This window comes from Lentzea sp. NPDC054927, from assembly GCF_053610285.1.
Genome location: NZ_JBSGXZ010000018.1, coordinates 52,360 through 75,402, shown reverse-complemented (window position 1 = coordinate 75,402; position 23,043 = coordinate 52,360). Strand labels below are relative to the sequence as shown.

The window sequence follows — 23,043 nt, the reverse complement described above, 5'->3', positions numbered from 1 at the left end:
GGGGTGCGGACCCCACCCCTCAAACCACTGGCCAGGATTCGTCGGATCGTGTTGCGCCTGTTCTTCGGCGCGTTGGTCATCGGTGTGCTCGTGGGTGGCGGCACGGCGTTCCGCGTGTGGCAGGTCGCGCGGGTGGACGACTGGACGAAGGCCGACATGGCGATCGTCCTCGGCGCCGCGCAGTACAACGGCGTCCCGTCCGACGTGCTCGAAGCCCGGCTGGAGCACGCGCTCGGCCTCTACAAGGAAGGCGTCGTCGGCTACATCGCCACGACCGGCGGCCGCCAGCCGGGTGACAACTTCACCGAGGGTCAGGTCGGCAAGCTCTGGCTGGTCAAGCGCGGGGTCCCGGAGGACCGCGTGCTGCAGGTCGGCGAGGGAGCGGACACCCTCGGGTCGCTCAGGGCCGTCGCGTCGGTCGCGGAGGAGCACAATCTGAAGACCGCCGTGATCGTCAGCGACCCGTGGCACTCGCTGCGCGCCCGCACGATGGCGGAGGACGCCGGACTGAACGCGTGGACATCGCCGACCCGCAGCGGCCCGAACGTGCAGACGCGCGAGACGCAGTGGTTCTACATCAAGCGCGAGACCGGAGCCTTGCTGTACTACCGCCTGATGAAGGCGCACGCAGGCGTGTTCGACGAGCTCAAACTGCCTAATATCGGGTGATGGGATACACCGGCCACGACGGGGAACGCCTGCTCCCCGAAGACCCCAAGACTGGCGCGCTGCCGGGTGCCCGCAAGGACACGCGCACGCCGTTCTCCCGGGACCGGGCCCGCGTGCTGCACTCCGCGGCGCTGCGCAGGCTCGCGGGCAAGACCCAGGTCGTCGGCCCCGGCGAGGGGTCCGAAGTCACCGGTGTCCCGCGCACGCGCCTCACGCACTCGCTGGAGGTCGCGCAGATCGGCCGCGGCATCGGTGAGGAACTGGGCTGCGACCCGGACATCGTCGACACCGCCGGTCTCGCGCACGACATCGGGCATCCGCCGTTCGGGCACAACGGCGAGAGGGCGTTGAACGAGCTCGCAGGCCCGTGCGGTGGCTTCGAGGGCAACGCACAGACGTTCCGCATTCTCGTCCGCCTGGAGCCCAAGACCGCGCACGGACTGAACCTCACGCGCGCGGTGCTCGACGCGTCGACGAAGTACCCGTGGAGGCGCACGCCGGGCACGGTGAAGTTCGGCGTGTACGACGACGACCTCGAGGTGTTCGACTGGATGCGCGCCGGCGCACCCGAACGCGCACAGTGCATCGAGGCGCAGGTGATGGACTGGTCCGACGACGTGGCGTACTCGGTGCACGACGTCGAGGACGGCGTCCTGGCCCACCGCATCAGCCTCGGCGCGCTGGGCCGTCCCGACGAACGCGGCGCCATCGCGTCGCTCGCCGCGAAGACGTTCTCCGACGAGTCCGTGACCACGCTCGAGGCCACCGCGGAGGAACTGCTCGCGCTGCCGGTGATCGCGTACTGGACCGACCGCGAGTACGACGGCTCGCTCGGCGCGCAGGTGGCGTTGAAGAACCTCACCAGCGAACTGGTCGGCAGGTTCGCGAGCGCCGCCGTCACCGCGACCCGCGAAGTGCACGGCGACGGCGCGCTGACCCGCTACTCGGCGTCGCTGGAGATCCCCCGGCAGGTGGCGGCGGAAGTGGCGCTGCTCAAGGCGATGGCCGTCCGGTACGTGATGAGCGACCCCGCTCGCCTCGCCATGCAGGCCGAGCAACGCGACCTGATCACCGATCTCGTCGCCCGCCTGATGGAGCGCCCGACGCTGCTCGACCCCGCGTTCCGCCCGGTGTTCGCGGCGGCTTCCTCCTACGAGGCAAGGCTTCGCGTCGTCATCGACCAGGTCGCCCTGCTCACCGACGCGCAAGCCGTGGCCTGGCACCGCGCATCGGCGTAGCTTCGAAGGCATGGCGGACGAATCCAGACCGCCGGGCCGAAGATGGCCGTGGCGCAGACCAAGCCGGGAAGCCGTGCCCGTGGGCTTCGACGACCAGGGGGACGACGACGGTAGCGCCGGTGTGCGCGAACCCCGTCACCCCAAGCCACTCGGGCCGATGGGAGGAGCGGGGGAGCGGCCCGTCCCGGAAGACCCGATCGTGATGTCACTGCCGGATCCACGTTCTTAGGCAGGATCCGCGTTCTTGGGCAAGATCCACGTTCTTAGGGAGAACCTCGTGACCGATCAGGCCGACTTCGCTCTGTCCATGCACCGCGTCGCCGTCCCTGATCCGTCCTCCAACGCGTGCTGGTCGCCGTTCTCGGTGGCCAGTGCGCTCGCGTTGGCCCGCGAGGCCGCGCGCGGTGAGACCCGGTCCGAACTCGACGCGTTGCTGGCCGGCTTCGACGCCGCCGACGCGCTCGACGTGCCCGAACTGGCCGTGGCGAACACGTTGTGGGCTGACGACTACCTGAAGCTGAACCCGGACTTCTCGCTGACGTCCTCGGTGCGCCGCACGGCGTTCTCCGACCCGGCGACGGTCCGCAAGCTGGTCAACACCGACGTCGCCGAGACCACCCGCGGCCTGATCCCCGAACTGCTGACGGACGCGCCGCCCGCGGACGCCGCGGCGATCATCGTCAACGCCCTCTACCTGAAGGTGGGCTGGCTCAACGCGTTCTCCGCCTGGGAGACCGCGGACAGGCCGTTCCACGCGCCCGGCGGCGACGTCTCCGTGCCGACGATGAAGGTGACCGAGAAGTTCCGCTACGCCCGGCACGACGGCTGGCAGACGATCGTGCTGCCCGCCGACTCCGGCGTGGAGGCCGTGATCCTGCTGCCCGACACCTCACTGGACCAGCCGCTGGACCGCTCGGTGCTGCAGGCCTCGGACCGGGTGAACCTCGAGCTGTCACTGCCCAAAGTGGACGTTCGGGAGAAGTTCCAGCTCAAGGGTGTGCTGGCACGGCTGGGAGTCCGCCGCATGTTCGCGCGCGACGCGGACTTCAGCGGACTGTCACCGGATGAGCGGTTGTTCGTCGACGACGTGATCCACGAGGCCGTGCTGCGGCTGGACGAGGAGGGGCTGGAGGGTGCGGCGGCCACCGCTGTCACGTTCCGGACGGTGTCGATCGAGATCCCGGCGGAGCCGATCGTGGTGAACGTCGACCGGCCGTTCCTGCTCGCTGTCCGGCACGCGCGGTCCGGCGCCGTCTACTTCCTCGCGCAGGTCGCCCGTCCGTAACCAATTTCGGCACCATTCGCCCTGATGTGCTGGCGTTTCGCGCGGCAAGATCATGATCATGGCTTTACCGTTCCAGGTATGACCCAGCACGGTGCCGGCGAGCAGCTCGTCGTGCTCGCCGCGGCGGGCGCCACGCAAATCACCTGCTTCAGCGGCGTCACCATTCCTGTCCTCCTGCGAACCGAGTGCTACGCGAAAGCGCTGGCCACCGCGCTGGGCCTCGCGCCGTCGCCGGATCTGCAGCGCGACGGTGTGTTGCCGCAATGCGTGTTCTTCATCCACGAGTACGCGTTGCAGACCGTGGTGGGGAACAACCGGCTGATGGAGGACCAGGTCCTGCACCTGCTGTTCCACGCGCCGTCGATCAGGATCGTGCCTGCCAGCGCGGGCGGGGCCGCGGCGGTCGGCCTGGACTACGCGTTGATCCAGTACGACCACGAGCCGCCGCTGGTCTACCTGGCGAACTGGGCGCTCGTCAGCGACGCGGCGACCGTTGAACGGGCCGTGGTGATCTTTCAGCGCATGCACGCGGTTGCTCTCGACAACGAGCGGTCGCGTGACGTGCTGATGGAGTACGTGGCCGTGTACGACCGTTAGTTCGGGGTGTTGCGGCGCAGGAAGAGCCGCATGCCGTCCTCGCCGGGCAGCGCGCACAGCAGCAGGCGGACGTTCTGGTGACGCACCGGCACCGCACACGAGTCGCCCGCCAGCAATGTTCCCGCCAGCAGGCCGGCCGACTCGTGATCGATGTCCAGCACGAAGTCGTTGCTCATGGATGGACCCTATGAGCTGGCCGCCCCGCAACCCAGTCACCCAAAGGTGTCACATTCTCCTGTCACACTTCTCAGGGCCGCCTCGTCCAGAGTGCATGACGAGGATCAAGGGAGTCACCAAGAAGGACGCGGGCCTGCTCACCAAGGCCCTGTACTGGTTCGCGCGGCGTGAGTTCGGCGCGGTGCCGGAGCCGGTCACGGTCATGGCGCACCACCCGAAGCTGCTGATCGCGAGCGGCCGGCACGAGCTGGCGGTCAAGAAGGCGATCCACGGCCCGTTGTTCGAGCTCTGCGTCTACCGGACGGCCGTGAAGCTCGGCTGCTCGTGGTGCGTGGACTTCGGCGCGATGCTGATGAAGCACGGCGGCCTGGACGTCGAACGGCTCAAGCACATCGACGAGTACGCGACGTCCGAGCTGTTCACCGACCTCGAACGCAAGGCGCTCGCCTACGCGGACGCGATGACCGACACGCCCGTCAGCGTCACGGACGAGCAGGTCGCGGAGCTGGAAAAGCTGCTGGGACGCAAGGAACTGATCGCGCTGACCTACCAGATCGCACTGGAGAACCAGCGCGCCCGGTTCAACAGCGCGTTCGAAATCAAGGACCAGGGGTTCACCAGCGGCGAAGCCTGCCGCGTTCCGACAAACTAGACGGGTGGAGAAGATCACCCTGACGGGTGCACAGGAGACCATGCTCGCCACGCTGTACGGCCGGGCGCTGGACAGCGGGCGGGCCACCTCCGTGCTGCACGACGACGAGGCACGGCGTGCGGTCGACCGCATCGACTACGACTTCAGCAAGACCGGGATGACCACGACGACCGCGGTCGGTGTCGCCATCCGCGCGAAGACGCTCGACGACTGGACCCGCGACTTCCTGCGGCGCAACCCGTCCTGCACGGTGCTGCACCTTGCCTGTGGGCTGGACACGCGCGCGCACCGCATCGAACGGCCGGACACCGTGCGGTGGATCGACGTCGACATGCCGGACGTCGTCGCGTTGCGGCACAAGCTGTTGCCCGAACCGGCCGGCGACTACCGGCTCGTCGCGTCGTCGGTCACCGAGGACGCGTGGCTCGACGAGGTGCCCGCCGACCGCCCCGCGGTGGCCGTGTTCGAGGGCCTCTCGATGTACCTCACCCAGGCGGAGGGGCACGCGCTGATCAGCCGGATCACCAGCCGGTTCGCCAGCGGTGAGCTGCTGTTCGACGTCTACGGCTCGTGGGGGATCAAGCTGCAGAAGCTCGTTCCCGCCGTGCGCAACGCCGGGGCGACGTTGCACTGGGGCGTCGACGACCCGCGCGAGATCGAGGCACTGCACCCCGGACTGACCACTGTGGACGCTTGGCGCAGCGTGGACCTGCCGCACCTGGACGCGTTGCCCAGGTCCGGCAGGATCCAGATGAAGGTCGTCAGCGCGATCCCGAAGCTCCGCGACGTCGGGAAGGTGCTGCGACTGCGTTGGTGATCTTCGGGTTGGTGATCAGCTCTCGATGACGAAGTCGAACTTGGCGGTGTAGCGGTTGCCGACGAGTGGGCCCAGCTCGACCTCGCACTCGCGGTCGAGGTAGGCGTCGCGCCGGTTCAGCGCGGCCACGTTCATCCCGTACGCCCTGAGGTTGTCCGGGAAGAACAGCTGCGTGGTGAGGATCCGGCCGTTCCGCGCCTGCACCTTGACGTGGATGTGCGGGGTGCGGCCCGGATAATCCTTCGGCACGATCGTTTCCAGCACATAGGCACCGGACGCGTTCGTGAACTGGTGTCCACGCATCTTGAACGTGGTGTTGTCGTACACGCCCCGGTCGTCGGCCTGCCAGAAGTCCAGCAGTGCGTTGGGGATGGGCGCGCACTTCATCGTGTACACGAACCCGGTGATGCTCAACACGACGCCGGTGACGCCGGGCGTGCGCAGGTTCGTGCGTCGCGGGGAGTTCCGCTTGAAGTAGGGACCTTCGATGTTCGACGGGGTGTCGTCGTCATCGACGCAGGTCGGGGTCAGGGGGAGAGGGGCGCTTCGAGCGGTGGTGGTACCCGCGGCGGTCAGCGCGACCGCAGCGGCCGCACCGGTCGCCAGGAACGCCCGGCGGGTGGGCAGGTCTTGTTCGGGCATGTTCGAACTCCGGTGGTTGCAACCCGCGGCAGGGGGCTTGGGCTGGACCAGCGGCGAAAACGTTAGCGTCGAAACGATCCCGGGACCAGTTACGGTCTAGACCAAAAAGTCCACGTGACCGAGCTTGTCGGGATTCGCGATGTCGTAGATCGCGGCGACCTTGCCGTCGTGCACGGTGAACGTGGTGACGCGCGCCGCCACCTCGCCCTGCGCCGCCATGACCACGCCGAGCTCGCCGTTGACGAACACCGGCCGGTGCTCCGGGTAGCCGTACTTGCGCAGCAGCCCGAGGAAGAACCGGGCGACCTTGTCCGCGCCGGAGACCGTGTTGACCGCGGTGCGCACCTTGCCGCCGCCGTCGCCGATCATCACCGCGTCCGGGTGCAGGAGGCTCAGCACGGCCTCGATGTCGCCGCCGGCCATGGCCTGGAGGAACTTCTCCAGCACCTCCTGCTGCTCGGCCAGTGCCGCGCGGGGCGGTGGGTCGGCGTCCGCGACGGCCTTGCGGGCGCGGGAGGCGTGCTGGCGCGCGGAGGCCTCCGAGACCCCGAGGGAGTCCGCGATCTCGTTGAACGGCAACGAGAACGCGTCGTGCAACACGAACGCGACGCGTTGCTCCGGGGTGAGCCGGTCCAGCACCACGAGCGCGGCCATGCGCACGCCGTCCGCCTGCACGACGGACGCGAGCGGGTCGTCGGCCTCGCCGGTCGTCAGCAGCGGTTCCGGCAGCCAGGAACCCACGTAGGTCTCCCTGCGCACGGCCGCCGATCGCAGCCGGTCGAGGCAGATGCGGCTCACCACGGTCGTGAGCCAGCCGCGCACGTCGCGGATGCCCTCGGCCGCCGAGAAGCGCAGCCACGCCTCCTGCACGGCGTCCTCGGCGTCGGCGACGCTGCCGGTCAGCCGGTACGCGACGCCCATGAGGTGGGTGCGATGAAGTGCGAAGTCGTCGGCCGCGGTCACGGTTGGCAGTTTGCCAGGGGATTAGACTCGGGGACGTGGCAGGACGCATCAGGGAGAGCGACATCGCGTTGGTGCGGGAGCGCAGCCAGATCGATGAGGTCGTCGGCGACCAGGTTTCGCTGAAGAGGGCCGGCGGGGGCGCGCTCAAGGGCTTGTGCCCGTTCCACGACGAGAAGACGCCGTCGTTCAACGTCCGCCCGTCGCACGGCACGTTCCACTGCTTCGGCTGCGGCGAGGGCGGCGACGTGATCGCCTTCGTGATGAAGGTCGAGCACCTGTCGTTCGTGGAAGCCGTCGAGCGGCTCGCGGACCGGGCGGGCATCCAGCTCACCTACGAGGGCGGCGGCGTCACGATCCAGCGCGATCGAGGCACCCGCAGCAGGCTCATCGAGGCGCACAAGGCGGCCGCGGAGTACTACGCGGAGCAGCTCGCGACGCCGGAGGCGCAGGCGGCGCGGGAGTTCCTGGCCGAGCGCGGGTTCGACGAGGCGGCGGCACGGCAGTTCGGCTGCGGTTTCGCGCCCGGCGGCTGGGACAAGCTCACCAAACACCTGCTGGGACGTGGTTTCGAGCTCACCGAGCTGATCAAGTCGCAGCTCGCCAAGGAGGGCCGCCAGGGACCGATCGACCGGTTCCACCGGCGGTTGCTGTGGCCGATCAAGGACATCGGCGGCGAGACCGTCGGGTTCGGTGCGCGGCGGATCTTCGACGACGACCCGATCCAGGCGAAGTACCTCAACACCAGCGAGTCGATGATCTACAAGAAGTCGCAGGTGCTGTTCGGCCTCGACCAGGCCAAGCGGGAGATCGCGAAGCGCAAGCAGGCGGTCATCGTCGAGGGCTACACCGACGTGATGGCGATGCACATGGCCGGCGTGCCGACGGCGGTCGCGTCGTGCGGCACGGCGTTCGGCACGGACCACATGAACGTGCTGCGCAGGCTGCTGATCGACGACGACGTGAACGGCGAGGTCATCTTCACCTTCGACGGCGACGAGGCGGGCCAGAAGGCCGCGCTGAAGGCGTTCGAGGGGGAGCAGCAGTTCTCCGCGCAGACCTACATCGCGGTGGCGCCGGACGGCATGGACCCGTGCGAGCTGCGGCAGGCCAAGGGCGACGTCGCGGTGCGCGACCTGGTGGCGCGGCGCACGCCGTTGATCGAGTTCGCGATCAAGGCGCAGCTGCGGGCGTACGACCTCGACTCCGTGGACGGGCGCGTAGAGGCGCTCAAGAAGATGGTGCCGTTCGTCGCACAGATCAAGGACCGCGCCAAGCGGGACGGGTACGCGACGCGGCTGGCGTGGTGGGTCGGCTGGGACGACGAGGCGATGGTCGTGCGCCGGGTCCGTCAGGTCTCCGGCGGCAAGACGCCGGCCGCGGCCCCTCAGCGCGTCGACCCGAACCAGATGGCGCTCGGCGTGGAGGTCGACGGACCGGCCCGGCCGAACCCGCGCGACCCGAGGCTCGTGCACCAGCGCGAGGTGCTCAAGGTCGCGCTGCGGCTGCCCGAGTACGCGGGACCGCTGTACGACTCGTTGCCGGACGAGGCCTTCACCGAACCTGCGTACGTGGCGCTGCACCAGGCGATCCGCCAGGCCGGTGGCGCTTCCTCCGGGCTCGCGGGCACGGCGTACCTGGACGCGATCTCGCAGGCGTGCTCTCACGCGTCGGTGCGGTCCGTGCTGACCGAACTCGCCGTGGAACCGTTGACCGTCAAGCAGAACGACGAGTTCCGCTACGTGTCGATGGTGATCGCGCGGTTGCAGGAGGTGCAGGTCGGCAAGCAGGTCGAGGACGTGAAGTCGCGGCTGCGGCGGCTGTCCCCGATCAAGGACGCCGACGAGTACCGGTCGCTGTGGGGCGACCTCGTCGCGCTGGAGGAGTACCGCAAGGCGCTCCTGCAGCAGAGCGCGGGAGTGCTGTAGTGGGGTTGTTCAAGCGGTTGTTCGGTTCTGGGGCGCCGGACGGGTTCACCGGCACGTTGGAGCCGGAAGAGACCGTCATCGCGTTCACCGCGGTGGAAGGCGGTCATCTGGTCGTGACGTCGCTCGGGCTGTGGGTGCCCGGGCCGCGCAGGATCGGCTGGCACCTGATCAGCAAGGTGAAGTGGGAAGGCGCGCTGCGGGTGGTCGAGGCCCAGGAGGCGTCGACCGAGGGACCCGTCGTGCTGCTGGAAGACCTTCCCGCGCAACGGTTCGCGGTCGACGATCCCGGCAAGGTGCTGCGGGCGATCAGCCAGCGCGTGGAGGGCTCGATCCGGCACCGCGAGCGCGTCGAGTCGCCCGGCGTGTGGATCGTCCAGCGCAAGATTCCCGGCCGCGACGGCGTCGTGTGGCAGGCCCGCGGGGACGCGGGGGTCGACCTCGCCGCCGTGCGCGAGGCGGTTTCCGGGCTCGCCGCGAAGCTTGCGGGCTAGCAGTACGCGTGTACTGTTAGCCGTATGTGGGATCCGGCGCAGTACTTGGCCTTCGCCGATCACCGGGCGCGGCCGTTCTACGAGCTTGTGGCGCGCGTGGGGGCTTCGGAGCCTCGGCGCGTGGTGGACGTGGGCTGCGGGCCCGGCAATCTGACCGCGTCGCTGTCGTCGCGGTGGCCGTCCGCGGTCATCGAGGCCTTCGACTCGTCTTCGGAGATGGTCGAGGCCGCTCGCGCCGCTGGTGTGGATGCGCGCGTGGACGACGTGATGACCTGGGAACCGTTGCCGGACACCGATGTCGTGGTGTCCAACGCGGTCCTGCAGTGGGTTCCGTCACATCCCTCGATCGTGGAGAAGTGGGCGTCCGCACTGCCTTCCGGGGCGTGGCTGGCGTTCCAGGTGCCCGGCAACTACGCCGACGCCTCGCACCGGCTGATCCGCGAGGTGGCGGGTTCGGGGCTGGCACACGTCTTCCGGGCGGAGAAGCCGGTGCTGGCGCCGGTGGAGTACGCCGAACTGCTGGCGGACTGCTCCTCTGTGGACGTCTGGGAGACCACCTACGTGCAGCGGCTGTCCGGCGCCGATCCGGTGCTCGAATGGGTGAGCGGCACGGCTTTGCGGCCGGTGCGAGCCGCACTGTCCTCATCGGACTGGGATGCCTACGTCGCGGAACTGGCGCCGCGGCTGCGCGAGGCGTACCCCGAGCGCGCCGACGGCACCACTTGGTTCCCGTTCAGGCGGATCTTCGCGGTCGCTCAGGTGTGAAGATCGTCACGCCCTGGGCGTGGCCGGAGGGGTGACGCTGCGGCCGTTGGACTCTTCCTGGTGCCGCCACGGAGCCTTCTCCGCCGCCTTTTCCGCAGCGTCCGCGGCCAGGTCTTTCGCCTGGTGAGCCGCCTCGAACGCCTTGTCCTTCGCCTGGCTCGCGGTCTTGCGCACCGTGGGGTTGGCGGTGAAGCGGTGCCACAGACGCACGATCTGGTCGTAGCGCTCACGTCCGGCCTTCGCGCCGAGCACGTAGCCGATCGCCGCACCCACCAAGATGCCCTTCATGCGGGTCTCCTCTCACGTCGTGCCTGGTCAGGCCCCATCTTGCCGCAAAGTGGGGGGTGGTTGATGAACTCGTTTTGCGGACCATGTAGAGTTACCCACTGTCAGGAGGAACCAAGCCTGACAGGCAAGACACAACAGAACATTCCCCCATAGCTCAATTGGCAGAGCATGCGACTGTTAATCGCAGGGTTACTGGTTCGAGTCCAGTTGGGGGAGCTTAACAGCAGGTGAGGCCCCATCCGGTGCGGATGGGGCCTCACTTCGTTTCAGGCCCTTCGCATTGCGTTGTGGAAGGACTTCGCGGAGGTGTCCCAGTCCATCCGGGACACCGCGCGGAAGCCGGCCTGGACGCACTTCGCCCGGAAAGCCTCGTCCTCCAGCATCTTCACGACGGCCTCCGCCAGCCCCGCACTGTCGTCCACGTCGGCGAGCAGCGCGGTCTCGGCGTGGACGCAGAAGTCCTCGACGCCGCCGTTGCGGGTGCTGACCACCGCACTCCCGCAGGCCATCGCCTCGGCGGCGGGGAAGCCCCACCCCTCTGTCGTGGAGCTGCACAGGTAGACCGCGCTGCGGTGATAAACCTGCTCCACCAGCGAGTTGCCGCTCAGCCCCTGGTGGTAGGTCATCCACTCCGGCAGGTCGTCAGGACGCTCGCCGACGCCGAACGCGTGCACCGTGAGGTCGGGCAGGACGCGCCGGGCTGCGGTCAGCGCCGCCACGCCCGTTTTCAGGCCCTTCACGGGATGACGATCGGCCAACAGAGCCACTGTGCGGCCACGCGGGCGTTCGATGTCCGGTGGCCGGAACGTGCCGAGGTCCAGGCCGTTCGGCACGACCGTGATCCGCTCCTCGTCGACACCGAGACTTTTCAGCACCCCGGCCAGGTACGACGAGACGACGATCTTGGGCACGTCCAGCTTCAGCACGGCGTGGACCTCGTCGGTGCCGTCCCACACCTCGTATCCCTGGACGAGGTGGACGGGCCTGCCCTGGCCGGGCGACAGCTGGGGGAGCAGCCGCGCGGTCGTCCAATGCGTGGCGACCACGACGTCACCCGGAGGCAGCCGGCGCGCCTCAAGCACGGGCAAGATCGCCAGCCGGACCCTGTCGTCCACCGGGAACCACTTCATGGCAGTGCGGAGTCGGTTCGGGCTCAGGTTGTTCCAGATGTCTCTCAACGCTTCGCGGACGTGCACGACCGGTTGGGCCCAGCCCTGCCGCCACCGCTCGTGCACGACGGTGACCTCACATCCCAGTGCTGCCAGCCTGTTCGCGTACTCGTAGACGACCCGGACACCGCCGATCGGCTTGCGTGCGAAGGTCGGCAGGACGAAGGTGATGCGCACGGGCCATCGAACCACGTCATCCGACTGGGGCCTTCCGGATCGCCCTCGGGTGGGTCAGCTTGGGTGGATGGCCCGCTTCGCGAACCTCCGCCGCATCTCGTCGCTGGATCCGGTCGCCGACCACGAGGAGATCATGCGGATCTCGGCCGGCTTCGAGTTCCCGTGGGACTACCAGAAGTCGTTGGAGATGGCGCTGTTCCGCACGTACTGCGTCCCGACGATCTCGGGCCTGCTGGAACGCACCGGCGAGTTCGAACGCCGCCCGCAGAAACGCTACGACGACACCGCGGTCCTGATGGCCGAGCTCGTGGAGCACGGCTACGACTCACCGCGCGGACGTGAGGCGTTGCGCGTGGTCAACCGGCAGCACGGCCGTTACGACATCTCCAACGACGACATGCTCTACGTGCTGTCGACGTTCATCTACGACCCGATCGAGTGGCTTTCGCGGTACGGCTGGCGGCCGCTGACCCGCAACGAGCAGCTGGCTTCCTTCCACTTCTACCGCGCGGTCGGTGCCCGGATGGGGATTCGGGACGTGCCGGCCGGCTTCGACGAGTTCCTGGCCTTCAAGCAGGCCTACGAACAGACGCATTTCGTGTTCGCCGAGTCGAACCGGCGCATCGGGCAGTACACGCTCGACCTGTTCTGCTCCTGGTATCCGTCGGTCGCGCGCCCTGTGGTCTCACGCGCTGTGGTCGCGATGCTGGACCCGCTGATGGTGCGCGCGTTCGGTTTCACCGCCCCGCCGGCCTGGGTCGGGACGTTGGGACGTGTCGCGTTGCGTGTGCGCGCTCTGGTCGTGCGGCGCATGCCGGTGCGCAAGGTCCAGAAGCTGACCAACGCCCGCAACCGCACCTATCCGGGCTACCCGCGCGGCTACCGGCCGTCGGACCTGGGAGCGATCTCCAGCACTGCGCCCTGATCGTTGAGCGTGAAGCCCATCGCCTTGAGGAACTCGTTGCCGGGCTTGAAGTCGTCGAGCCTGGCGTGCACGTGCGTGACCGCCGGGAAACGCTCGGCGAGGGCCTTGGCCATCTCGCTGCCGATGCCCCACCTGCGAAGATCCCTCGGCACGAGGAAGAACCCGATGCTGGCATGGCCAGGCGCCGGATGGTCCAGCACGAGGTCGACGAACCCGATCATGCCCTGGGCCTGGGCGATCAGCAGGTGCTTCTGCTCGAACGCCACGCCCTCCGGCAACGCGTAGAAGAGGCTCTGCACGTCACCGGGCCCGGACGGATGCCCCGTGGCAGCCTGGAACCAGTCGTCGCAGTCGGCGAACAGCCGCAGCACCTCGGGCTCGTCCGCCGGGGTGAAGTCGCGGAGGGTCAAACGCACCCGTGCAGCCTATGTGTCGCTCGCCACGGGGGCGCGCAAGGGCCGTTCGGCGTGATCGGTATCCTCCACCACGCAGCGTTAGCGGCTTGGCCTGCGGCTGCGAGGGGGCAGTAGCTCAACCGGTCAGAGCAGCAGACTCATAATCTGTCAGGTTGTCGGTTCGAATCCGACCTGCCCCACAACCTCAGGCTGAACCTGCTCGCGCAAGCGCTCGCCGGTTCGGTTGTCGTCATGTTGCGGGGGCGACCCCGCAGACCCCGCAGCCTGATCTTGTTCGCCGGTACGAGGCTAGGGCGCGCGCAGGCCTTCCACGTAGATGGACAGGAAGCGGCGCCACTCGCCGGGCACGTCCCTGATCACCTGGGCCATCGCCCTGGTCAGCGTGGCCATGTCCGTGATCGAAAAGTCCGGCCGCAGGTCTCCTGCCGTGATGGCCCGCATGATCAGGGTTTCCGCGTGGCCGGCGCCGCGGTGGCAGGCGGAGACCACTTCCGGGGCGTTCGGCAGGTCCCTCGCGAGGACGTCGTTGAGGCCGCGGTCCTCGGCTTGCAGGGCGTAGAGGTCGTCCAGGTAGGTGACGAAGCCGTGCCACGGGTCCGGGTCGGCCATGGCCTTCTCGCCGATCACGTCCAGGGCGGCGAGGCGTTCGGGGAAGATCGCCGACACCAGGTCCTCGCGGGTCGGGAAGTGCTTGTAGAGCGTGCCGATGCTGACCTCGGCCTTGCGGGCGATGTGTTCCATCGGCACGTCGATGCCGCGGTCCGCGAACAGTTCCGCGGCCGCTGCCAGCAGCTTCTGCCGGTTGCGTGCCGCGTCCGCACGCAGGGGCCTCGACGCGGTGACCATGTGCGGATCCTACTCAGCGGTTAAGTCGAGGGTGCCCTCGAATTCTGTGGTAGCGTCGGCCGGGCAAGTCGAGGGCTGCCTCGAATTAGCGCTCGGAAGGACGAAAGTCATGTCTCCCAAGGCACTTGTGCTGGGTGTTGGTCCCGGGCTCGGCATGTCCGTCGCGCACCGGTTCGGTCGCGAGGGCTATGAGGTCGTGCTGGTTTCGCGCAGTCGTGACCGGCAGGCCGGGTACCTGTCCGAGTTGGCGGCAGCGGGTGTGACGGCGAGGGCCTTCGCTGTCGATCTCACGGACCGGGCGCGGCTGCTGTCCACTTTGGACGAGGTCGGGCCGGTCGACGTCGTCTACTACGGGCCGGGATCGGCGAACCTGGACGAGATGCCCGGCGAGCTCACGAAGACCACGTCCGACGAGGTGCGCTCCGCGATGGACTGGGTCTACCCCGCGGTCGACGTCGTCGAGCACGTGCTGCCGGGCGTGGTCGAACGGGGCGGCGGCGTGCTGATCGCCGGTGGCTTGAGTTCGGTGCTGCCCATGCCGGTGCTCGGTGCGTTGGCGCTTTCGTCGGCCGCGTTGCGCAACTACGCGTTGACGCTCAACGCGGCGCTTGCCGACAAGGGCGTATACGCGGGGACGCTCACGATCGGCGGTGTCGTCGAACGCGGCGACATCCACCAGCTGGTGGCGAGCAGGCCGGAGCAGTTCGGGAGTCTGGCCGAGCACACGCTCGACCCGGACGAGATCGCTGAGACCGCGTGGCAGATGTTCGTGAAGCGGGACCGTGCGGAGGAGGTGTTCAACGTCCTCTAGAGGTACGAACCGGGGGTGTGGCCGAGCGAGCGGCGGAAGACGTCGATGAACGCGCTCGCGGTGGCGAACCCGCACTGCTGGGCCACGGTGGTGACCGGCTGACCCTCGGCCAGCAGGCGCAGTGCGTGGTAGAGGCGCAGTTGCGTGCGCCACTGGGGGAACGTCATGCCGAGGTCCTCGCGGAACAGCCGGGTCAGCGTCCGGCCGCTCGCGCCCGCCGCGCGCCCCAGTGCTTCGAGACCGCGGGTGTCCGAGGGGTCGGTCTCGAGCATCGCGCAGACCTTGGTGAGCCGCGGGTCCGTGGCGGCCGGCACGCGCACCGGTTGTTCGGACGCGGTGGCGATCTGGTCGAGCAGCACGGAGCGCATTCGTTTCGCTGCAGGGGTTTCTCGGTCGGTCATGCCGGTGTAGGTGATCAGCAGTTCGCGCAGCAGAGGGGACACCGTCAGCGCCGTTGGCTCGTGCAGCTTCAACGGGTTCTGGGTGAGTCCGAGGAAATGCAGCTGTGTGACGCCATACGCGCGATGTGCGTGCACAGTGCCGGAGGGGATCCACAGCGCACGGTGGGCGGGTGCGATCCAGCGCGACGTTTCCGTGTGCACGGCCACGACACCGCGGCTGGCGTAGACGATCTGGTTCTCGTCGTGCCAGTGCGCGGTGACACCGGCGGCGGCCGCCAGTTCACGGCTCGCAGTCGGAGCAGTCGGCTGGTGGCGAGAATTCGACATACATCGGCAGAATATCGGAATCGCGAACGCTCTGGGGCCGCGACGATCGGTGCGTGAACACTTCTCGATGGCGGATGACGGTGCTGGTCGCCGGGCACGCGGTGGACGACCTCTACCAGGGAGCCGTGCCCGCTGTCGTGCCGTTCCTCGTGGTCGAACGGTCCTACAGCTACCTCGCGGCGGCCGGCATCACGGTCGCCGCGACGTTGCTGTCGTCGGTGTTGCAGCCGTTGTTCGGCGTGCTGACCGATCGGAAGGCCATGCCGTGGCTGGTCCCGGTCGGGATGATGATCGCCGGCGTGGGCATCGGGTTGTGCGGCCTGAGCGACTCGTACCTCTTCACCTGGCTCGCGATCGCGTTGTCCGGCATCGGTGTGGCCGCCTATCACCCGGAGGCGGCCCGGCTTGCCCGCCGCGTCGCGCGTGACGGTCATGTGGGGATGAGCTGGTTCGCGTTGGGCGGCAACGCGGGGTTCGCGTTGGGGCCGGTGCTCGTCACGCCCGTGCTGGCGTTCGGCGGTCTTGGCGCGAGTCCGTTGCTGATGATCCCCGCTCTCGTGGGTGGTGCTTTGACGTTTGCTGCGTTGCGCGGTGTACAGGGTGTGGACGCTGCCGCGGTGCGTGTTGGCCAAGACGACTGGCGTCAGTTCGGGCGGCTCACGGTCGTGGTCATCGCACGGTCGATGGTGACGTTCGGCCTGGGCACGTTCCTCGCGATCTGGGTGGCGCAACGGGTCGGCGGCTTCATCGCGGGTTCGGTCGCGTTGGTCGTGCTGTTCGGCGTCGGCGCTCTCGGCACGCTGCTCGGCGGCGTGCTCGCCGGGCGCTGGGGCCGTATCCGCGTGGTGCGCATGTCGTATGCGCTCGGTATACCGGCGGTCGCAGGTATCGCGCTGGTGCCGGGACCAGCTGTGTACATCTTCGTCGCGCTGACCGCGTTGACGTTGTACGTGCCGTTCTCCCTGCACACGACGCTCGGCCAGGACTACCTGCCGAACCGGCTGGGCACGGCCAGCGGCGTGACCCTCGGCCTCGCCGTCAGCGTCGGCGGGCTGGCCGCACCCGCGATCGGCGCGCTGGCCTCGGTGACCTCGTTGCAGTGGGCTCTGCTCGCGCTGCCGGTGTTGCCGCTGGTCGCCTGGGTCGCCGCCCGAGGTCTGGCCGAACCAGTGCGATGCGCGCTCTAGGTGCGGTGACTACGGTTGAACGCGTGCGAGTGGCGACCTGGAACGTGAACTCAGTCAAGCAGCGCGTGCCGAGGCTCCTGCCCTGGCTGGACCAGCGGAAGCCCGACGTCGTGTGCCTGCAGGAGACCAAGCTGGCCGACGACGCCTTCACGACCCTGCTGGGAGACGCCCTGGGCGAGCGCGGCTACGAGTTCGCGCTGTTCGGCGAAACGCAGTGGAACGGCGTGGCCATCCTGTCCCGCGTGGGCCTGGACGACGTCGCAGTAGGCGTGGCCGGCGCCCCCGGCTACCCGCACGTCGAGGCCCGCGCCGTAGCCGCCACGTGCGGCGGAGTGCGCGTGCACTCGCTGTACGTCCCCAACGGCCGTGAGCCGGAGTCCGACCACTACAAGTACAAGCTGGAATGGCTGGCCGCCCTGCGCGACGTCCTGCAAGCCGGCCCCGCGGACGCCTTGGTGTGCGGCGACATCAACATCGCCCCCACCGACGCCGACGTCTTCGACCCCGAGGCCTACATCGGCCAGACCCACGTCACCGAACCCGAACGCGCCGCGTTGCAGGCCATCGAAGCGTTGGGGTTCCACGACGTCGTGCGCGACCGGTGGCCGAACGAGCGGATCTTCAGCTACTGGGACTACCGCGCCGGCATGTTCCACCGAGACCTGGGCATGCGGATCGACCTGATCCTGGCCTCGACCTCCGTCGCGCCGCGGGCGAAGGCGGCCTGGATCGACCGCCTGGCGCGCAAGGGCACCGGGCCGAGCGACCACGCGCCGGTGATCGTGGATCTGGACGAGGCGCCGGACGGGGACATCGGGCCCGTGGTGCCGCCACCGTCTTCGCCGGGGGCGAAGAAGAAGGTCAAGCTGCCGCAGTCGAAGTGATCGCTAGATTGGCCGGATGGACCCCGGAGTTCCCGACGTCGCCTTCGACCGCTGGTGGCACGCGATGCGCGACGTCGCGGCGACCAGGGCGACATCGCTCGCCTGGCGGCAGCACAGGTACAAGTTCGCGCACCGGCTCGGGCGCGAACTGGCGGGTGGATTGAGCGGTCCTGCCGTCTACGGGGTCTGGTTGCAGTGGGGACTGCTGTACGTCGGTCAGACGCTGGAGGCCGAGCGCAGGCTCAAGGACCTGGCCATCGGGGAGAGCCACCACCTGGCCAACACCTACCCGCCCGAGATCTGGCATCACGTCGTGGTGGTGGCGTGGCCGCAGCTGCCCGAGGCCGGCGGCGTGCTCGAAGCCTTGAGCCCCAAGGCGATCGGCGAAGGGCTCGAGCACCGGTTGCAGGAAGCGCTGGCGCCGTTGGCCAACGCGTCGCGCCGGACGTCGGACGGTCAGTGGCGCGATGTCGACTGGAAGACGAGCCGGTCGCTCGGCGCCCGTACCGGCAAGCAGATCGACGAGCTGTTCGTCGCGGTGCTGGAGTCCTGGAACAAGGCCGCGGGTTCGCCGGACGGCGCGGATCTGCCGTCATCCAGCCGGGTTGTGTTCCCTTCCCAACTGCTGGGTGAGGTCTGACGGCGGTGGCAGCGTCACGGTGAACGCCGCCCCGCCTTCCGGGGCCGGCCCCGCCTTGATCGTCCCGCCCATCCGCGTCACCAGCCCGTGCACCAACGCGAGCCCCACCCCAGTCCCGACCGGTCGCGATTCCTGGTACCGCGCGTGCAGCACGCCTCGGTCGAACGCCACCGGGTAGTCCTCCGGCGCCAGGCCGGGGCCGCCGTCGCGCACCTCCAGCACGGAGGACAGCGAGAGCACGACGGGGTGGCCGGCGGGTGTTACGCGCAGGGCGTTCTCCATCAGGCCGTCGATCACCTGGCGGAGGCGGCGGGCGTCGGCGAACACCACCGGGGAGGCGGACACCTCCAGGGCGAAGTGCACTCCGCGGGCGTGGGAGCGGGCGTGCCACACCTCGGCGGCTGAGCGCACGACGGGTTCCAGGGCTACCGCGGCCATGTCCAGGCGGAAGTCGTCGGCGCCCAGGCGGGCCAGGTCCAGCAGGTCGGTCACCAGGCGGTCGAGGCGGCGGGCTTCGTCGAGGATCACGGTGCCCACCGGGGCTACTTGCGTGCCGGTCACCACGCCGTCGGCCAGGGATTCGGCGAAGCCGGTTACCGCGGTCAGAGGGGTGCGGAGTTCGTGGGAGACGGAGAGCAGGAAGTCGCGTTGGCGGGATTCGCTGCGCTGCAAGGCATCGGCCAGGAGGTTCACCGACGTTGCCACCTCGGCCAGTTCCTCGGGGCCGGAGACCGGGACGCGGAGATCGCGGCGGCCTGTGCTCATCGAGTGGGCTACCGAGGCCACGCGGCGCAGTGGGCGGGCCAGGAAGGTGCCCAGGGCGAGGCCGGCCAGGCAGGCCACGGCGAGGCCGATGCCCAGGGCGAACAGGATGTTGCGGACCAGTTTGCGGTAGGTGTTGCTGGTTTCGGTCTCCTGCACCAAGGCGAAGCCGCCCGCGCCCGACTGGCGGGCTTCGACGTTCAGACGGCCGCTCACGCGAGAGATCGCAGAGCCGTTGAGCACCTCGCCGGCGCCTACCTCACGGGCCGCGCGGACGGCCGCGCGGTCGGCTCCGGACAGTTCGCCGGAAGGGGAGATGCGGACGATCGCGATGCCCTGGCCTTCCAAAACCTGTTCGACGCGGTTGTTGGAGATCTGGCCTGCCACCACGTCGGCCTGGGAGCGCAGGATCTCGCGGCTCACCTGCTGTGAGGTCGACAGCACGAGGCGGCTGGAGACGAAGCCCGCCACCAGGACGGCGACGAACGCCACTCCCAGGCACAGCAAGGCGATCCGGGTGGCCAGGTTCATGACGCGTCCGCCGAGTAGCCGACGCCGCGCACTGTCCGGATAGGACTCAACGGGCCGAACTTGGCCCGCAGCTGAGCCACGTGCACGTCCACTGTGCGGGTGCCGGCCACCGACGAATAGCCCCACACGGCGCTGAGCAGCTGTTCGCGGGAGAAGACCTGGCGCGGGTACTTCATCAGATGAGCGAGCAGGCCGAACTCCGTCGAGGTCAGCGAAACCTCGTCCGCACCAGCGAAAGCGCGCCGTTCGCCGACGTCCAGCCGTACGGAACCCACCTGCAGAACGTCTGACACACCACCAGAAGAGCGTCGCAGGACGGTGCGCACGCGCAGGGCCAGCTCGCGTGGGCTGAAGGGCTTGGTGATGTAGTCGTCGGCGCCCAGTTCGAGGCCCAGCAAGCGATCGACCTCGTCGTCGCGGGCCGTCACGAACAGCACCGGGGTCCAGTCGCCGGCCGCGCGCATCGAACGGCAGACCTCGATGCCGTTCATGCCGGGCAGGCCGACGTCCAGGACCACCGCCACCGGCGACAGGGCGCGGACCGCGGCCAGTGCCGCGTCCCCCGAGGACTCCAGGTGCACGCCGAAACCGTCGCGCCGCAGATACAGCGCCACGAGTTCGGCGATCGCCGGTTCGTCCTCCACGACGAGCACCAGGCCACGTTCCACGCGTTCACCCCGGCTGGTTGATGTCCGACTCGATGCTGTTCAGCGTTGATTCCACATCATCGAGGTCCGACACCGGCGTCTCACCCCGGCACGCCGTCAGCGACACCAGCAGAACCAGTGCGGCGACCCACCTCACTTGGGCCCACCTCACTTGGACCCGCAGTGCTCGGACTTGAACTTGGTGATGCGCTCGCCGGCCTTCGAGATCTTCACCAGCTGCGCGTCCCGCAGCTTCAGCCGGGCGTCCAGCACGTCCGCGCGCGCCGTGTTGCCGGCCTTGCGCGCGTCAGCGGCCTTCTGCTCGATCCACTTCTTCGACCCCAGCGTCTCGGCCGTGCCGTTGATCTTGTCCGTCAGGGCCTTCACCTTCGCCTCGACCCGCGGCACGCGGTTCGAGCAGATCTGCTGCACCTTCTCGGGGCTGATCGTGATCGGTTCCTGCGCCGACGCGGTTCCCGCGCCCAGCAGCAGCATCCCCAGCACGAGCCCACCGATTCGCGAAATGTTCATGGCACACAACGTTGCCCGCACATCGTCAGAGCACGGTCCGCCGAATGTTCGGGTTCTGCAAAGATCACGCCGGCAAGATCACGAACTCAGCGAGATGCCGCGCATCGCCGCCGCCTGCGCCATCGGCCGGATCCGGTCCCACACCCGTTCGGACCTCAGTCCCTCCGCCGCGACCACCGCCTGCATCCCGACGGCCTGGCCCTGATCGGTGTCACCGTCCAGGAAGTGGCATGACGCCAGCGCGATCAGGCAGAACGTCCAGCTGCGCGCCATCGCCGGCCCGAACCGCTCGATCGCCGACGACAACGCCGGAACGGCGTGCCGGGTGTCGCCGAGCTCCGCGTAGATGGTGCCGATCATCGCGGTCAGGTCGGTCTCGTCGTGGAACCGCGCCCAGTCCGGCACGTGCGTCAGGTCCGCGCTCGCGAACGCGTCCTGAGCTTTCCCCATCGCCCTCAGCGCCTCGGCGGAACGGGCCTGACGCGCGTACGCCCACGCCTCGTTCGAGTGCATGATGCTCGACGCCAACGGCCCGAAAGCACCCCTCTGGAAATACGCCAGGGCATCACCAGGTGCGCCGTGATGCAGATGCACGCGCCCGCGCCGGTAAACGATGTTGCTCGTCAGGTCCTCGTCGTGCCGTGCGAAATCCAGCGCACGGTCGAAATGGTGATAGGCGGCCCCGATCTGCCCGCTGTCGAACGACGTCCACCCGGCCAGGTTGTGCAGATCCGCGACGGCCGACAGCAGGCGCGCCCGCACGGCGTCGGACGCTTCGGCCGCCAGCAGCTGCTGCGCCCAGTAGATCCGCACGACCACCGCGTCCCGGCACGCGCCTCCGCCGTACTGGTAGTCGACCGACCTGAGGGAACGGGTCTGCGACTCCAGCTGTTCCACATCGCTCATGCCGATGCGGGCGGAGTGCGGTGGAGGGAAGTACGCAGGATCAGCCATGTGGAATACCTCTGCGCTGTGGGAATTCGAGCGTAGGGTGCGCACGGGCGGCTGAGAAGAGGGTTCTACGCCCAATGGAATTCCGCCCAAGAAGCGATTAGACAGGTATTTTTGCGGGTATACCTGGGCGCGCCCGAAGAGCATGATTCACCTCATGCGGCGACGCGCGCACCTGCGGCTGGTGACCTCTTCAGAGGCCGGGGACTCGACTTTGACGGCGGTCCTCAGCGCCGAGGACCTGGCAGAGGAACTCGGTCTCGACCCCCACGCCCGCGTCACCTGCGGCCTGCATCGTCGCTGGCTGCACCAGTGCGTGGCCTCGCCGGACCACGTCATCCCCGTCACCGGGCATCGGTGGTGCCGCCCGTGCCGCAAGCCTCTCGAGGTAGTCGTCGACGACTCGACGGCGCGCCTTCTCTGTCCCGGGTGCGGTACTGGAACGCCTGACACGGCGGCGAATCGTCAGGTCGTCAGGGCGTGCCGGACGAGCCTCGCGGCGAGCCACGCCCAGTAGAACGACCCGGAAGCGTTAAGCCTGGTGGGTGAAGACGGCGGCCTCCGGGAGATGGCTCGGGGGCCGCTGGCTGTCTTCCGGCACGTCGAACAACGCCCAGATGATGTGCCGCCCACCGCCGGCCGGTGTTTCACCCATGGCGAAGTTGCAGACGGCGATCGACGCGACGTTGTGCCGCATGATGTGCCACTGCCTGAGGTCAAGACGTGCGGTCGTGCGCACGGCAACGGACATCTTGTCGCCGCGCATCCGCAGCAGCAGCGAGAGAGGGCTCTCGTCCTCGACGTGTGAGACGAGCTCGACGGCCACCTGCGGCGCGACGTCGAGCAGCGACTGCACGCCCCACCGTTCGCAGGCGCGTTCGGTCAGCCGCTCGGCCACGTGCGGGAGGCAGCGGCACGTCGGCAGCGCCGCGTCCACCCGGTCCTCGTGCCGCAGCCGCACCACCGCGGCCACCGCTGCGGACGTCGTGGAGTGCATCGGAATGTGCCGGGGGAGACCGCGTGACTCCAGCGTCGACCGCAGCTGGTGGTCGCTGACGACGAGGCTCAGCGAGATGCCCGGCCAGCGCGACGCGGACAACCACACGACGTCGAACACCACGAGCAGGGCGGGAGACTCGGCGATGAGGTCGTCGAGTTCGACCACCACGCCGACGAGCTCTTTGGTGGCGTGGTCGAGCAGCACGTCCTGCAGGCGCATGTAGGTGGACCAGTCGAGGCGCCCGCTGAACCGGATGACGAGCACGCCGTTCTGCTCCCGCACGTCCACTCCGAGGCTGTCACCGGCCATGATCCCCGTCCCCTCCCGCA

29 protein-coding genes and 2 tRNA genes are annotated in these 23,043 nt (G+C 68.8%); 17 read left to right on the top strand and 14 right to left on the bottom strand.

Annotation, left to right across the window (positions count from 1 at the left end):
* The first annotated feature begins 3 nt into the window (after positions 1–3).
* The 4 genes from ACWGE0_RS23760 (at position 4) to ACWGE0_RS23745 (ending at position 3,789) form a co-directional block, all read left to right on the top strand.
* On the top strand, positions 4–669 hold the full coding sequence (locus ACWGE0_RS23760; protein WP_452263090.1) for a YdcF family protein: 666 nt from the start codon (positions 4–6) through the stop codon (positions 667–669).
* The gene (locus tag ACWGE0_RS23755) at positions 669–1,907 is read left to right on the top strand and encodes a deoxyguanosinetriphosphate triphosphohydrolase (RefSeq protein ID WP_452263089.1); all 1,239 of its coding nucleotides are present in this window, start codon (positions 669–671) and stop codon (positions 1,905–1,907) included. Before ACWGE0_RS23760 ends, ACWGE0_RS23755 begins: the two co-directional genes overlap by 1 nt.
* Positions 1,908–2,184: 277 nt before the next feature.
* On the top strand, positions 2,185–3,192 hold the full coding sequence (locus ACWGE0_RS23750) for a serpin family protein (protein WP_452263088.1): 1,008 nt from the start codon (positions 2,185–2,187) through the stop codon (positions 3,190–3,192).
* A gap of 78 nt (positions 3,193–3,270) precedes the next feature.
* Positions 3,271–3,789: a Scr1 family TA system antitoxin-like transcriptional regulator gene (locus ACWGE0_RS23745; RefSeq protein ID WP_452263087.1), complete on the top strand. Its 519-nt coding sequence runs from the start codon at positions 3,271–3,273 to the stop codon at positions 3,787–3,789.
* On the opposite strand, the gene ACWGE0_RS23740 is transcribed toward ACWGE0_RS23745, so the two are convergent.
* Positions 3,786–3,965 carry a hypothetical protein gene (locus ACWGE0_RS23740; protein WP_030472123.1) on the bottom strand — a complete coding sequence of 60 codons (180 nt, stop codon included), beginning with the start codon at positions 3,963–3,965 and terminating at the stop codon, positions 3,786–3,788. The genes ACWGE0_RS23745 and ACWGE0_RS23740 overlap by 4 nt on opposite strands.
* Before the next feature lie 95 nt (positions 3,966–4,060).
* On the opposite strand from ACWGE0_RS23740, the gene ACWGE0_RS23735 reads away from it, so the two are divergent.
* On the top strand, positions 4,061–4,618 hold the full coding sequence (locus tag ACWGE0_RS23735) for a carboxymuconolactone decarboxylase family protein (RefSeq protein WP_452263086.1): 558 nt from the start codon (positions 4,061–4,063) through the stop codon (positions 4,616–4,618).
* 4 nt (positions 4,619–4,622) lie between these two features.
* A complete protein-coding gene (locus ACWGE0_RS23730) occupies positions 4,623–5,435 on the top strand; it encodes a class I SAM-dependent methyltransferase (RefSeq protein ID WP_452263085.1) in 813 nt (270 codons plus the stop codon).
* Between the two features lie 15 nt (positions 5,436–5,450).
* Here the strand turns inward: ACWGE0_RS23730 and ACWGE0_RS23725 are convergent, their stop codons facing one another.
* Positions 5,451–6,077 carry a dioxygenase family protein gene (locus tag ACWGE0_RS23725; RefSeq protein WP_452263084.1) on the bottom strand — a complete coding sequence of 209 codons (627 nt, stop codon included), beginning with the start codon at positions 6,075–6,077 and terminating at the stop codon, positions 5,451–5,453.
* Positions 6,078–6,173: 96 nt separating this feature from the next.
* Positions 6,174–7,049 (bottom strand): sigma-70 family RNA polymerase sigma factor, encoded by an 876-nt coding sequence (locus ACWGE0_RS23720; protein ID WP_452263161.1) that lies wholly within the window; start codon positions 7,047–7,049, stop codon positions 6,174–6,176.
* A 26-nt stretch (positions 7,050–7,075) separates the two neighbouring features.
* Between ACWGE0_RS23720 and dnaG the strand changes: the two genes are divergently transcribed.
* Genes dnaG through ACWGE0_RS23705 form a run of 3 tightly spaced genes read left to right on the top strand, consistent with a single transcriptional unit; the run spans position 7,076 to position 10,221 of the window.
* Entirely contained in the window at positions 7,076–8,965 is a 1,890-nt protein-coding gene (gene dnaG, locus ACWGE0_RS23715; protein ID WP_452263083.1) for a DNA primase, read from the top strand.
* Positions 8,965–9,456, top strand: coding sequence for a hypothetical protein (locus ACWGE0_RS23710; RefSeq protein WP_452263082.1), 492 nt, complete (start codon positions 8,965–8,967; stop codon positions 9,454–9,456). The genes dnaG and ACWGE0_RS23710 overlap by 1 nt, the downstream gene beginning before the upstream one ends.
* A gap of 24 nt (positions 9,457–9,480) precedes the next feature.
* On the top strand, positions 9,481–10,221 hold the full coding sequence (locus ACWGE0_RS23705; protein WP_452263081.1) for a trans-aconitate 2-methyltransferase: 741 nt from the start codon (positions 9,481–9,483) through the stop codon (positions 10,219–10,221).
* 6 nt (positions 10,222–10,227) lie between these two features.
* Here the strand turns inward: ACWGE0_RS23705 and ACWGE0_RS23700 are convergent, their stop codons facing one another.
* A complete protein-coding gene (locus tag ACWGE0_RS23700; RefSeq protein ID WP_452263080.1) occupies positions 10,228–10,509 on the bottom strand; it encodes a YtxH domain-containing protein in 282 nt (93 codons plus the stop codon).
* Between the two features lie 143 nt (positions 10,510–10,652).
* Here ACWGE0_RS23700 and ACWGE0_RS23695 point away from each other — a divergent pair.
* Positions 10,653–10,725: transfer RNA gene (locus ACWGE0_RS23695), tRNA-Asn, on the top strand.
* Positions 10,726–10,775: 50 nt separating this feature from the next.
* Here the strand turns inward: ACWGE0_RS23695 and ACWGE0_RS23690 are convergent.
* Positions 10,776–11,855 (bottom strand): glycosyltransferase family 4 protein, encoded by a 1,080-nt coding sequence (locus tag ACWGE0_RS23690; RefSeq protein WP_452263079.1) that lies wholly within the window; start codon positions 11,853–11,855, stop codon positions 10,776–10,778.
* Positions 11,856–11,922: 67 nt separating this feature from the next.
* On the opposite strand from ACWGE0_RS23690, the gene ACWGE0_RS23685 reads away from it, so the two are divergent.
* Complete coding sequence (locus ACWGE0_RS23685) at positions 11,923–12,780, top strand: oxygenase MpaB family protein (RefSeq protein ID WP_452263078.1); 858 nt, start codon at positions 11,923–11,925, stop codon at positions 12,778–12,780.
* On the opposite strand, the gene ACWGE0_RS23680 is transcribed toward ACWGE0_RS23685, so the two are convergent.
* On the bottom strand, positions 12,735–13,196 hold the full coding sequence (locus ACWGE0_RS23680; RefSeq protein ID WP_452263077.1) for a GNAT family N-acetyltransferase: 462 nt from the start codon (positions 13,194–13,196) through the stop codon (positions 12,735–12,737). The two genes, ACWGE0_RS23685 and ACWGE0_RS23680, sit on opposite strands and share 46 nt — an antisense overlap.
* Before the next feature lie 104 nt (positions 13,197–13,300).
* On the opposite strand from ACWGE0_RS23680, the gene ACWGE0_RS23675 reads away from it, so the two are divergent.
* Positions 13,301–13,375: transfer RNA gene (locus ACWGE0_RS23675), tRNA-Ile, on the top strand.
* A gap of 109 nt (positions 13,376–13,484) precedes the next feature.
* Here ACWGE0_RS23675 and ACWGE0_RS23670 read toward each other — a convergent pair.
* Positions 13,485–14,042 carry a TetR/AcrR family transcriptional regulator gene (locus tag ACWGE0_RS23670; protein ID WP_452263076.1) on the bottom strand — a complete coding sequence of 186 codons (558 nt, stop codon included), beginning with the start codon at positions 14,040–14,042 and terminating at the stop codon, positions 13,485–13,487.
* Between the two features lie 109 nt (positions 14,043–14,151).
* Here ACWGE0_RS23670 and ACWGE0_RS23665 point away from each other — a divergent pair, with 109 nt between their 5' ends.
* The gene (locus tag ACWGE0_RS23665) at positions 14,152–14,853 is read left to right on the top strand and encodes an SDR family NAD(P)-dependent oxidoreductase (protein WP_452263075.1); all 702 of its coding nucleotides are present in this window, start codon (positions 14,152–14,154) and stop codon (positions 14,851–14,853) included.
* Here the strand turns inward: ACWGE0_RS23665 and ACWGE0_RS23660 are convergent.
* Complete coding sequence (locus ACWGE0_RS23660) at positions 14,850–15,581, bottom strand: AraC family transcriptional regulator (protein WP_452263074.1); 732 nt, start codon at positions 15,579–15,581, stop codon at positions 14,850–14,852. The two genes, ACWGE0_RS23665 and ACWGE0_RS23660, sit on opposite strands and share 4 nt — an antisense overlap.
* 53 nt (positions 15,582–15,634) lie before the next feature.
* Here ACWGE0_RS23660 and ACWGE0_RS23655 point away from each other — a divergent pair, with 53 nt between their 5' ends.
* From ACWGE0_RS23655 to ACWGE0_RS23645, 3 genes are read left to right on the top strand one after another with little or no spacing between them, the layout of a single operon-like run.
* The gene (locus ACWGE0_RS23655; RefSeq protein ID WP_452263073.1) at positions 15,635–16,768 is read left to right on the top strand and encodes an MFS transporter; all 1,134 of its coding nucleotides are present in this window, start codon (positions 15,635–15,637) and stop codon (positions 16,766–16,768) included.
* Positions 16,769–16,791: 23 nt separating this feature from the next.
* Positions 16,792–17,652 carry an exodeoxyribonuclease III gene (locus tag ACWGE0_RS23650; protein ID WP_452263072.1) on the top strand — a complete coding sequence of 287 codons (861 nt, stop codon included), beginning with the start codon at positions 16,792–16,794 and terminating at the stop codon, positions 17,650–17,652.
* A 16-nt stretch (positions 17,653–17,668) separates the two neighbouring features.
* Positions 17,669–18,292 (top strand): hypothetical protein, encoded by a 624-nt coding sequence (locus ACWGE0_RS23645; RefSeq protein WP_452263071.1) that lies wholly within the window; start codon positions 17,669–17,671, stop codon positions 18,290–18,292.
* Here ACWGE0_RS23645 and ACWGE0_RS23640 read toward each other — a convergent pair.
* The 5 genes from ACWGE0_RS23640 to ACWGE0_RS23620 all read right to left on the bottom strand — a co-directional run bounded on the left by ACWGE0_RS23640 (position 18,245) and on the right by ACWGE0_RS23620 (position 21,717).
* Positions 18,245–19,585 (bottom strand): ATP-binding protein, encoded by a 1,341-nt coding sequence (locus tag ACWGE0_RS23640; RefSeq protein ID WP_452263070.1) that lies wholly within the window; start codon positions 19,583–19,585, stop codon positions 18,245–18,247. The two genes, ACWGE0_RS23645 and ACWGE0_RS23640, sit on opposite strands and share 48 nt — an antisense overlap.
* Entirely contained in the window at positions 19,582–20,253 is a 672-nt protein-coding gene (locus tag ACWGE0_RS23635) for a response regulator (RefSeq protein WP_452263069.1), read from the bottom strand. The genes ACWGE0_RS23640 and ACWGE0_RS23635 overlap by 4 nt, the downstream gene beginning before the upstream one ends.
* A 4-nt stretch (positions 20,254–20,257) precedes the next feature.
* Positions 20,258–20,389, bottom strand: coding sequence for a hypothetical protein (locus ACWGE0_RS23630; protein WP_319970031.1), 132 nt, complete (start codon positions 20,387–20,389; stop codon positions 20,258–20,260).
* Between the two features lie 11 nt (positions 20,390–20,400).
* On the bottom strand, positions 20,401–20,763 hold the full coding sequence (locus ACWGE0_RS23625; protein WP_452263068.1) for a hypothetical protein: 363 nt from the start codon (positions 20,761–20,763) through the stop codon (positions 20,401–20,403).
* 78 nt (positions 20,764–20,841) lie between these two features.
* Positions 20,842–21,717: a hypothetical protein gene (locus ACWGE0_RS23620; RefSeq protein ID WP_452263067.1), complete on the bottom strand. Its 876-nt coding sequence runs from the start codon at positions 21,715–21,717 to the stop codon at positions 20,842–20,844.
* Between the two features lie 154 nt (positions 21,718–21,871).
* Here ACWGE0_RS23620 and ACWGE0_RS23615 point away from each other — a divergent pair, with 154 nt between their 5' ends.
* Entirely contained in the window at positions 21,872–22,231 is a 360-nt protein-coding gene (locus ACWGE0_RS23615) for a hypothetical protein (RefSeq protein WP_452263066.1), read from the top strand.
* Positions 22,232–22,246: 15 nt separating this feature from the next.
* On the opposite strand, the gene ACWGE0_RS23610 is transcribed toward ACWGE0_RS23615, so the two are convergent.
* Positions 22,247–23,023 (bottom strand): hypothetical protein, encoded by a 777-nt coding sequence (locus ACWGE0_RS23610; RefSeq protein ID WP_452263065.1) that lies wholly within the window; start codon positions 23,021–23,023, stop codon positions 22,247–22,249.
* Positions 23,024–23,043 lie beyond the last annotated feature (20 nt).